The sequence below is a fragment of the Propionivibrio sp. genome, from assembly GCF_016790145.1.
In the GTDB taxonomy this organism is placed as follows: Bacteria; Pseudomonadota; Gammaproteobacteria; order Burkholderiales; family Rhodocyclaceae; genus Propionivibrio.
This window is the reverse complement of sequence record NZ_JAEUOI010000195.1, coordinates 1-9,540: the sequence shown is the minus strand read 5'-3', so window position 1 is coordinate 9,540 and position 9,540 is coordinate 1. Positions and strand designations below refer to the sequence as shown.

The 9,540-nt window shown below is 59.2% G+C and carries 11 protein-coding genes and 1 pseudogene; 3 read left to right on the top strand and 9 right to left on the bottom strand.

Annotated features, from left to right (window positions below):
• Positions 1-319: pseudogene (locus tag JNM42_RS16035) on the top strand (CoA ester lyase); the annotation flags it as partial.
• 33 nt (positions 320-352) lie between these two features.
• A complete protein-coding gene (locus JNM42_RS16030) occupies positions 353-1,411 on the top strand; it encodes a MaoC family dehydratase (RefSeq protein WP_294272433.1) in 1,059 nt (352 codons plus the stop codon).
• A 203-nt stretch (positions 1,412-1,614) separates the two neighbouring features.
• Here JNM42_RS16030 and JNM42_RS16025 read toward each other — a convergent pair whose 3' ends face one another.
• The 9 genes from JNM42_RS16025 to JNM42_RS15985 all read right to left on the bottom strand — a co-directional run bounded on the left by JNM42_RS16025 (position 1,615) and on the right by JNM42_RS15985 (position 8,837).
• Positions 1,615-1,998 (bottom strand): type II toxin-antitoxin system VapC family toxin, encoded by a 384-nt coding sequence (locus JNM42_RS16025; protein ID WP_294272428.1) that lies wholly within the window; start codon positions 1,996-1,998, stop codon positions 1,615-1,617.
• The gene (locus JNM42_RS16020) at positions 1,998-2,210 is read right to left on the bottom strand and encodes an AbrB/MazE/SpoVT family DNA-binding domain-containing protein (protein ID WP_294272426.1); all 213 of its coding nucleotides are present in this window, start codon (positions 2,208-2,210) and stop codon (positions 1,998-2,000) included. Before JNM42_RS16020 ends, JNM42_RS16025 begins: the two co-directional genes overlap by 1 nt.
• Positions 2,211-2,292: 82 nt before the next feature.
• Positions 2,293-2,754 carry a hypothetical protein gene (locus JNM42_RS16015; RefSeq protein ID WP_294272424.1) on the bottom strand — a complete coding sequence of 154 codons (462 nt, stop codon included), beginning with the start codon at positions 2,752-2,754 and terminating at the stop codon, positions 2,293-2,295.
• 152 nt (positions 2,755-2,906) lie between these two features.
• Positions 2,907-3,701 (bottom strand): SDR family oxidoreductase, encoded by a 795-nt coding sequence (locus tag JNM42_RS16010; protein ID WP_294272422.1) that lies wholly within the window; start codon positions 3,699-3,701, stop codon positions 2,907-2,909.
• 23 nt (positions 3,702-3,724) lie between these two features.
• Positions 3,725-4,378, bottom strand: a complete 654-nt coding sequence (locus JNM42_RS16005) for a thiol:disulfide interchange protein DsbA/DsbL (protein ID WP_294272419.1) — start codon at positions 4,376-4,378, stop codon at positions 3,725-3,727.
• Between the two features lie 10 nt (positions 4,379-4,388).
• A complete protein-coding gene (locus tag JNM42_RS16000) occupies positions 4,389-5,021 on the bottom strand; it encodes an SPOR domain-containing protein (protein WP_294272416.1) in 633 nt (210 codons plus the stop codon).
• Between the two features lie 34 nt (positions 5,022-5,055).
• Complete coding sequence (gene argS, locus JNM42_RS15995) at positions 5,056-6,837, bottom strand: arginine--tRNA ligase (RefSeq protein ID WP_294272414.1); 1,782 nt, start codon at positions 6,835-6,837, stop codon at positions 5,056-5,058.
• A 224-nt stretch (positions 6,838-7,061) separates the two neighbouring features.
• Positions 7,062-7,421: a helicase-associated domain-containing protein gene (locus JNM42_RS15990; RefSeq protein WP_294272411.1), complete on the bottom strand. Its 360-nt coding sequence runs from the start codon at positions 7,419-7,421 to the stop codon at positions 7,062-7,064.
• Positions 7,422-7,445: 24 nt separating this feature from the next.
• Positions 7,446-8,837, bottom strand: coding sequence for a hypothetical protein (locus JNM42_RS15985; protein WP_294272408.1), 1,392 nt, complete (start codon positions 8,835-8,837; stop codon positions 7,446-7,448).
• Between the two features lie 139 nt (positions 8,838-8,976).
• On the opposite strand from JNM42_RS15985, the gene JNM42_RS15980 reads away from it, so the two are divergent.
• Entirely contained in the window at positions 8,977-9,459 is a 483-nt protein-coding gene (locus JNM42_RS15980; protein WP_294272404.1) for a UPF0158 family protein, read from the top strand.
• The last annotated feature ends 81 nt before the right edge of the window (positions 9,460-9,540 follow it).

Sequence of the window (9,540 nt, the reverse complement as noted above, 5' to 3'; positions counted from 1 at the left end):
CTACGGCCCGTTTGGCGACCTCAAGGACGAAGCCGCCTGCGAAGCGCAATTCCGCAATGCCTTCCTGATGGGCTGCTCGGGAGCCTGGTCGCTGGCGCCGAACCAGATCGCCATCGCCAAACGCGTCTTCAGCCCGGACGTCAAGGAAGTGCTTTTCGCCAAGCGAATTCTCGAAGCGATGCCCGACGGCAGCGGCGTGGCGACCATCGACGGCAAGATGCAGGACGATGCGACCTGGAAACAGGCCAAGGTCATCGTCGATCTGGCGCGGCTGGTCGCCCGACGCGATCCGGAGCTGGCCGCCGCCTACGGCTGGTAAGGTTTTTTAGAGTCCAACAGGGAGGAAAGTCAAATGAGCCAAAAGACCAGACTGGGAAATTTCTTCGAGGATTTCAGCATCGGGCAGAGAATTGCCCACGCCACACCGAGAACCATCACCGAGGGGGATGTGGCGCTTTACACGGCGCTGACCGGTACGCGTTTTGCCTGTGCTTCGGCAGATACCTTTGCCCACCGCCTGGGTTTCCCGCGCTCTCCGGTTGACGATGTGCTGGCCTTCAACGTGGTCTTTGGCAAGACAGTGCCGGACATCTCGCTCAATGCCATTGCCAACCTGGGCTACGCCGCCGGCCGTTTCGGCCAGCCGGTCTATCCGGGAGATACGCTTACCTCGGATTCGACGGTGATCGGCCTCAAGGAGAACCGTGACGGCAAGACCGGCGTCGTTTACGTGCGCTCCTGTGGCGTCAATCAGCGCGGTGAAATGGTTCTGGACTATTGCCGCTGGGTCATGGTGCGCAAGAAAGATACGGCGCATCCGGCACCGGAAGCCGTTGTGCCCGAGCTACCTGCGGCCGTTGACGCAAGCGAGCTGATCGTACCGGAAGGTATCCGCGTCGATCAGTACGATTGTGCGCTTTCCGGCAGTACCGACCTGTGGGACGATTATCAGGTCGGCGAAAAGATCGATCATGTGGACGGCATGACCATCGAAGAAAGCGAACACATGATGGCCACCCGCCTGTACCAGAACACTGCCAGGGTGCACTTCAACCAGCATGCCGAAAAGGACGGTCGTTTCGGCCGCCGTATCGTCTATGGCGGTTTCGTCATCAGCCTGGCCCGCTCGCTGTCCTTCAACGGGCTGGCCAATGCCTTCAAGCTGGTCGCCATCAATGGCGGCCGTCACGTTTCGCCGGCCTTTGCCGGCCTTACGGTTTACGCCTGGTCGGAAGTGCTTGAAAAGCTGGTTCTGCCGGGCCGCAACGATCTCGGCGCACTGCGGCTACGTACCGTGGCGACCAAGGACCAGGCCTGCACCGACTTCCCCTACAAACTCGCCGACGGCAACTATGACCCGAGCGTTCTCCTCGATTTCGATTACACGGTTCTGATGCCGCGAAGAGTATAGAAAAAGGTCAATAGGCAGGCATAAGGCAAGCATCCGGTTCAGGCCATTTTTTTCGGACTGACCTGCACGCAGGATGAATAGGCGATCTACAGCCAGAAAGGCTGAACAGTCGCTTATTCATTATTGTTGTGGCCCGATGAAACCTGAAAATGCCGTCATGCCTGCGTAGGCCGATATCCGGTGCTGGCGTGGATTCGCCATACCTAATTCACCGCCACTTTATTTATGAATACAACGCCCGGCAGATTTTCAAAGTGAGCATCGCAGGTGAGCAATTCGGCGCCTAATCCTTGAGCCGTCGCATATACCACGGAATCTGCAGTGGCCAGTTTGTATTGACGATGCAGGTCGACGGCGAGTAGCGCAATGCGTGTGTCCAGTGGCGTTAAAACACATTTCAGGGTGTAAGCGATCATCTGATCGGCCTGCGCTTCACCGCTTTCACGAATCAGCCATTTCGCCAATTCCAACTGCACGATAGTCGGGACAACGCATTGGGTTCTTTCCGGAATCTCCTGCGCCAGCCTTGCACGCAGCGGACTGCCAGTAAGCCACTCGATCCAGACCGAAGTATCAACGACGCGCATCAGAACCGATCTTCCTGGTCTCGATAGTCTTCAGTCCGCGCACCGCTGACCATGCCGGCGAGTTGCTCCAGTTCGGGCAGCGGCATGAGGAGTACCCCCTTGCCTTTGGGGATGAAAACGAACTCCTGGCCGGCTTCCCAATGCAGTTCGTCGCGAATGATTTTAGGCACTGAAATCTGGTACTTGCTGGATAGCGTCGCCGTAGAGGCCATTTTCTTACCATTTCATCATGGATAGAGTAATGGTAAGAGTATAGCGAGTCATCGGCCTGAAAGCTACGGCTGATTCGCCCCGTCACATATCGGGCGGCACGGTCGGCACCGCCTGCCAGCCCGCTTTGCAGGTCTGTACGTACGGGTAATACGCCTTGCTTGCTTTGCAGTAATACCAGCTCGCTTTGGCTACCGGAGCAGCAATCGGCTGCGCTTCCACATAGGTCTGAGGCGCATACACCGGCGCCGCAAAGAACGGTTCGACGTAGTACGGCGCATAGTATGGCGAGCTGTAATACGTGGAGTTGGCCAGGTAGGCGCTCTGAAATGCGAGACTCGTCACTGCCGCCCCGAGTGCAATGCCACCCCATCCCCAGCCATACCCAGCATATCCACGATAACCACCGTAATATCCAGCACCATAAGCGCCATGCCCAACATGGTAGCCGGCACCTCCACGCGTACCATGCCAGGCGTCGGCCGGCGTGGACAGCACAGCAACCAGGATCGCTGCAAGGGCACTAAACCTGAGTGACTTTTTCATTCGGAACTCCTTTCACCATCCGCCTGGGAGCCCTGCATTTGCCGGGCGCCCATAAAATAAGCATAGGCGTCCCGGTGAATGCGGGCAAGCCAAATGAATACCACCAACCTCCTGCGGTTAAAGAAGCAGTAACGAATGAAAAATGCAGCCAGTCAGCCGACTGATCGTGGCTTGCGTGGCGCGTTGGCAAACAGGCGGTCGTAGAGCGCGTTGGGCAGCAAGCGCAACAGCTTGGCGACGACGCCCATCTGCCAGGGAATGACGGTATAACTGGTGCCGCGCTCAATGGCGCGCGCAAAGCGCCGAGCCGCTTCGTCGGCCGGAAGCAGGAAGGGCATGCGGTAGGGGTTGACCGCAGTCATCGGCGTTTCGATATAGCCGGGAACGATGGCAACAACCTTGACGCCGGAACTTCGCAGCTCGAGACGCAGACTTTCAAGGTAGGTGATCGCCGCCGCTTTCGAGGCGCTGTAGGCTTCGGCGCCGGGCAAGCCGCGAATGCCGGCGACCGAGGCCATGCCGACCAGGCGCCCCGCTTTGCCGGCCTTTGCGTTCTGGCGCATGGCGGCGATGAAGGGCGAGAAGGTGGCGGCCATGCCGTAGACGTTGATCTCAAGGATACGTCTGATAAGTTCGAGGTCATCGGCGAATTCGGTCAGCGTGCCGCCCGAAACGCCAGCGTTGGCAATCACGATGTCGGGTACGCCCAGGCGTGCAATGAAGTCTTCTGCCGCCGAACGCAGCGCAACGGCGTCGGTGACATCGAGCGGATAGCAGTGAACCCGTGTTGCTCCTGCGCTGCTCAGCGTTTCGGCCAGTGCTTGCAATTGGTCACCGCTCCGGGCGGCGAGGCCGAGGAAGGCGCCCTGTTTCGCATACTGCCGGGCCAGTGCGCTACCGATACCGGACGAGGCACCGGTGATGAAGACTTTCGGAGCAGACTGCACGGGTCGAGATGTGACTCGGCCAGCTACTTCTTGTTCTGGTTACGTTCGGAACGCGCCTTGTCGATGACCTTGTCAGTCTGCGCCAGCAGGTCGGCATGGGTTTTTATGTTTTGAGTGCTCACCAGATAGCGGCCATCGACTACCAGTGAGGGTACGCCGCGAATCTTCGACGCCTGAACCATCTGGTCGGCACGTTTGGTCTTGCTGACCACGCCAAAGGAGTTGTAGGCATCGGAAAACTTTTTGGCATCGACCCCTTGCGCCGTGACCCATTCGAGGATGCTTTTATCGTCGATCAGTTTCAGCCCCTTTTCGTGGATGGCGTGGAAAACGCTGCTATCGAGCTTTTGCAACTCGCCGATGGCTTCCAGGGCATAGTAGAGCTTGGCCAGGTTTTGGTAGTAGGGGTTGCCAAAGCCAACCGGTATCCGCTTGAAAGCGACGTCAGCCGGCAGCCGGGCTGCCCATTTGCTGATCGGTGTATGCAGGTCGCTGCAGTGCGGGCAGCCGTATGAGAAAAACTCGATCACCTCGATACTGGCCGGATTGTCGGTTCCCAGCGCCGGCTCGATGACAATGTAGTCCTTCCCGGCAGCAAGCTGAGCGTACGCCGGCAAAGCGAGCGAGAACAGGGCGAAGGCGATGGCAGCAAGCCATCCGTGCATGTACGTTTTCATCGTTGTCTCCTTAATCCTTTTTGACTACGTTGGCTTCTATACCCTGCTTGGCAAGATCGGAACGCATGTTACTCACTTCATCCATCTTGCTGAACGGCCCCAGGCGAACGCGATACCACACCTTGTCCTGCAACATGACCTGCTGCACCGAGGCTTCTGCACCCATCAACGCGAGTCTCGCCTTTTGGTTGTCAGCGTCGCCGGCACTCTGGAAAGAACCGGTCTGCAAATAGAGCGGTTCCTTGAGCGTACTTTCCTTGTCGTTCTTGCCTTTGGCCGCATCGGCCTGCTTTTGATCGGCAGGTTTCGGATCGGGGATGGCCTCGGCGTTGCCGGGCAGAATCTTGTAAAAATCAAAGCGTGGCTTGTCGCCATTTTGTGGGATAGGATCGCCCGGCTTGCCCGGCAGTGCCATCGGCTGCGCAGCGACGCTGGCGCCCGGCGGCTGTGCAGCGGACTGAGCAGGTGAAGGCACCGGCGAGGGCTGACTCTTGTTGTTGAAGGGCATGGGTGTTTTGTAGATATACCAGACAACCCCGGCTGCCGCGAGCACACCCAGAACCAGACCGATGAAAAGGCCGAGCAGCGTACCGCCGCCCGCCCTTTTTCTGGACGCGGCCTTGCTGCTCTTGCGGGGTTTCATATCACGACTCATGGACGTCTCTCTGATTCAATGTTTACATCGATTGCGGGCAACTGACGCCGAGAATGACCAGGCCATTTCGGATGACCTGGCGCACGGCGACTGACAGGGCGATACGCGCGTTCTTCAGCAGCACATCGTCGACCAGCATGCGCTCCGCATTATAGTAGCTGTGGAATTCTGCGGCCAGATCCTTGAGGTAGAAGGCAATCAGGTGCGGTGCCAGTTCCCTGGCGGCGGATTCAATGACCTCGGGAAACTCGCCGAGCTTGGCGGCAAGCGCCAGTTCGTGCGGGTTGTTCAGCACAGCGCACTCGGTGTCGGCGAGCGCGGCCACGTCGTCGGGATGGGTGCTCCACTGTGCCAGCAAGGAGCAGACTCGGGCATGGGCGTACTGGATGTAATAGACCGGGTTTTCGTTGGTTTGACTGGTGGCCAGGTCGAGGTCGAAGTCGAGATGCTGATCCGACTTGCGCAACACGTAGAAAAAGCGGCAGGCGTCGTTGCCGACCTCCTCGCGCAATGTGCGCAGCGTGACGAACTCGCCGGAGCGGGTCGACATCGAGGCCTTCTGGCCATTGCGGTAAAGTACAGCAAACTGCACCAGCGCCACGTCGAGGACGTCGGCGTCGAGACCGAGCGCCGTCAGCGCGCCCTTCACGCGGGGAATATAGCCGTGATGGTCGGCACCCCAGATATTGATGATGCGCTCAAAGCCGCGATCATACTTGTTCAGGTGGTAGGCGATGTCGGAGGCGAAGTAGGTGTACAGCCCGTTGTCGCGCTGTACTACGCGATCCTTCTCATCGCCGAAGGTGCTCGACTTGAACCACTTGGCGCCATCCTGATCGTACAGGTGGCCGGCCTTTTCCAGTTGTTCGACACAGCGCGCAACGAGGCCGGTATCGAACAGCGATTTTTCAGAAAACCACACGTCGAAGTGCACGCCGAACTCTTCAAGGTCACCGCGACAATCTTCGAGTTGCTCGGTCAGCACATGGTTGTGCACGTAGTTCCAGTCTTCGCCGAGCAAGGCCTTGGCGTTGGCGATCAAGGCATCAAGGTGCGTCTCGCGCTGCGCCCTGGCCTCATCGTCGGTACGCTCGGTATCCGGCAGTCCGGGTGTTCCTTGCAGCACGGCGGCGGCAGGGCGAACGTACTTGCCATCGTGTGCGATCTTCATCTGCTTGGCCATGTCGCGCACGTAATCGCCCTGATAGGCATTCGGCGGGAAAGGAATGCGAGTAGAAGCTTCAGTGTAGAGCTCCAAATAACGCAGCCAGGCCGAGAGCGCCAGAATGTCCATCTGCCGGCCGGCGTCATTCACATAATATTCGCGGGTCACATCCCAGCCGGCAAAGGCCAGCAGGTTCGACAGGCTGGCGCCGTAGGCCGCGCCACGGCCATGGCCGACGTGCAGCGGGCCGGTCGGGTTGGCCGAAACGAATTCGATCTGCAACTTTCTCTTGCCACCCAGCGTCGAGCGTCCAAAAGCCACGCCCTGCGCAAGAATGCGGCGAATCACTTCCAGCTTGGCCGAAGGCAGCAGGTGAAAGTTGATGAAGCCGGCTCCGGCAATCTCGGTCTTGCCGACATAAGGCGATTTCGGAATCTCGGAGAGCAGCAGTTTCGCAATTTCGCGAGGATTGCGCTTCATCGGGCGCGCCAGTTGCATCGCCAGATTGCAGGAAAAATCGCCGTGCGCAACCTGCTTCGGGCGTTCGAGCACAATGTCGGTATCCGCCTGATCGGGAACCACGCTAATTAGCGCAGCGCGCATCAAGTCAGTGAGATGGGTCTTGATATCGTGATTCATCGTGGTGCTTGGTCTTGAAATTGGGCAAGAGACTGATTATACGATGCCCGACGGGACAACAAGCGTTCAGGGGTGGTGAAGAAATGCGTTAACTCCCGCGTTGGAGTCAGCGAAGGACGCCTGGCACGCAGGAAACGCCTTCGCGGTGTCCAGCCAGAAGGCGCTGGGGAGGTTTAAAACCAGTTCAAAACCTGTATGGCCCAAGCGTTTTCAGTGATCAACAATCACGACACCAGGCCAAAACCGAGCAGTCGAACCCGCTCGCGAAACTTATCCACATGATCGAGCCGAACAACCAGCGTTTTAGCACCGGCGCGCAGGCACAGGGACCCCGTTTCCTTGTGCGCAGCGATGGCCTCGGCGGTTTCGCTGTCGCGGCACTCGATCAGCACGGCGCTGCCAACCATCCTGAGCGCTTTGCCGTTACGCTCGCACTGCCGGATAAACGTCTCGACCGCCGGCGGCAGCGGCATGTCGTCGCGGCTTTCCAGAAAGCCCTGCAACTCGGCGATGGCGTAGCCCTTCTCGATGGCCGACAGCGCTTTCTCGCGATCCAGCCGCCAGCTTCCGGACTGAACTGGCACCGCCCAGTTTTCCAGCAGCAGCGTCTATTCGGCGGCAAGCTCGCCGCGCACCACATTGACCAGCAGACTGGGCAACACCGAGAGCACCACCGTGCTGGCGAGGGCCAGCGGCCGGTAGTCACTGGCGAGGCCAAGCGCATAAGCCCCGAGCGGCGTCAGCCTGAAGCTGGCGAGGCCGTCATAGCGGCTGAGAAAAGCCAGTTCGTCGGTGCCCCACTGGTCATGATAATCGGCACGTGCTCCCTCCGGATCGAAGTAGGCCACATCGACGATGCCGAGCGTTGCCGCGTATTCGAAGAGCAGGGCCAGAATGTAACGGTCCTGCAGAATGCTCCAGTCGCCCGCACCATCGTAGCCGAGACTTCCGTACTGGCGTTCGCACAGATAGAGCTTCCAGGGATTCTGCGCTACCTCAAAATCCAGCCCGGTCGCGCGCATGAAGCGCGAGAAATCGTCGAAGGCGACCCAGCGACCGAGCGGGCATTCATGCAAGGCCTCCGCGATTGCCGCCCGTCGCGGCGCAACAGCCGTCATCACCCGCCCCTTGGCGTTCTGCCCCTTGATCGCCTCGACGCGGCTGAATTCATCGAACAGGGTGGTTTTCAGCCACTTGCGCCAAAGCCCGCGTACGACCTCGGCCGGTGGCGCACTCAGGGCCTTGACGCCGGCCGGGCTGAGCGCCAGGCGACCTCCGGCACGCAGCGCCAGCCCGCCGGCCTGCAACAGCAGCGGCCAGGCAAACGCCTTGATCGGGCCAATTTCCTGATCCCATTTGTTTTTCTTCTCGACCCACGGGTAGAAGTCGCCACCCGCCAGCTTTTCGCTGAGAACTCTCAGGGCCGCAGTTCCCGGCAGGGCGGTTTTCTCGCTCACCTGAATGCGCGACTGTTCGATCGTGCGCAACATCACCACCAGCTCCTGCAAGGCTTCGCGCTCGGTCAGGCGCAGCACCCGGCCTTCATCATCGGCCAGCGTCTCCTTGCTCTCCAGCTCCAGCGGGACGGGTGGCGGCACGAAGGCTTGCAGACGTGCCCGCAGTTCGGCCGGGACGAAGTAGCGGCGATCTTCGTGTGAGTAGTGAATGAAAAGGCCCAGCGCCGAGCTTTTGTCGCCGGAGTATCCGTACGATTTGGCGCCGGCGACCCTGAACGCGGGCACGCGCTGGTACCTGGCGCGAAAGCGTTGCCCGGAGTATTCGCCGAGCGGGTCATGTACCGCCTCGGCGACCGCTGCTTGCTGCGTCTCGTCAAGGCCGGACCAGATCGTTTTCAGGCCGGAGCCGAGCAGGGCGGCAACCAGGCGTTCGATCAGTTCGTCCTTGCGCCCGAGCTTTTCGACATCCGGCAGGTAGCTCAGCAGATCCTTCAAATCCGGCACGTTGAGGCGGGCCAGCGAGTCTTTCAATTTGATTTGCATGATCGGCCTCTTGAGAAATCAAGCCATGTGCCGCAACAAAATGCTACCCGCTTGCAGCGCCTTTCAGTACCCATTATCTTGTCACCTGCGCAGCCCGCAGGCCACTGTTCCAAATATTTTCCATGAGATCGTACCCGAAATGAAACCCGCCGAACCGCCTGCCCGTGTCAGGTTTTCCGAATTGCTCGACGCTTTTTACTTCGTCAGCGTGGATATCCCCTACGAGCATGAGGCTTACATCAATCCTGTAACAGGAAAAATCTTCTACGTGTCGTCCGAAATGGAGGCTGAAAGCGAGACCCCTGACGACTTCGAAAGCTCGGATCGGTACATCGCCGTTCCCCGCAAGAACGACTTCAACCTTGGCCGCGATCTGGTGTTTTCCTTCGTTGATGACGATCTGCCCGAGCACTTCGAAACCGTGGCCGGGTTCTTCCGGCGCAAGGGCGCGTATCGCCGGTTCAAGGACTTCCTTGATCGGCACGATCTACTCGACAAGTGGCATGCCTTTGAATCCAGTGCAACGGAAAACGAATTGCGCGCCTGGGCCAAGGCGCAGGGGATCGAATTCACCGATGAACGGACACAGGCCGATCGCACACCGGACGCACACCGCCCATGAACTACACGGAAAAGCAGGGGCAATACCTGGCTTTCATTTACCACTACTCGCTGCTCAACCGCTGTGCCCCGGCTGAATTTG

Bases quoted from the DNA above. Each gene is read 5' to 3' on its own strand.
- argS (WP_294272414.1), bottom strand. From the start codon at position 6,837: ATGAATCACGATATCAAGACCCATCTCACTGACTTGATGCGCGCTGCG.
- JNM42_RS16000 (WP_294272416.1), bottom strand. From the start codon at position 5,021: ATGAAACCCCGCAAGAGCAGCAAGGCCGCGTCCAGAAAAAGGGCGGGC.
- JNM42_RS16025 (WP_294272428.1), bottom strand. From the start codon at position 1,998: ATGCGCGTCGTTGATACTTCGGTCTGGATCGAGTGGCTTACTGGCAGT.
- JNM42_RS16030 (WP_294272433.1), top strand. From the start codon at position 353: ATGAGCCAAAAGACCAGACTGGGAAATTTCTTCGAGGATTTCAGCATC.
- JNM42_RS16005 (WP_294272419.1), bottom strand. From the start codon at position 4,378: ATGAAAACGTACATGCACGGATGGCTTGCTGCCATCGCCTTCGCCCTG.
- JNM42_RS16015 (WP_294272424.1), bottom strand. From the start codon at position 2,754: ATGAAAAAGTCACTCAGGTTTAGTGCCCTTGCAGCGATCCTGGTTGCT.
- JNM42_RS16020 (WP_294272426.1), bottom strand. From the start codon at position 2,210: ATGGCCTCTACGGCGACGCTATCCAGCAAGTACCAGATTTCAGTGCCT.
- JNM42_RS15985 (WP_294272408.1), bottom strand. From the start codon at position 8,837: ATGCAAATCAAATTGAAAGACTCGCTGGCCCGCCTCAACGTGCCGGAT.
- JNM42_RS15980 (WP_294272404.1), top strand. From the start codon at position 8,977: ATGAAACCCGCCGAACCGCCTGCCCGTGTCAGGTTTTCCGAATTGCTC.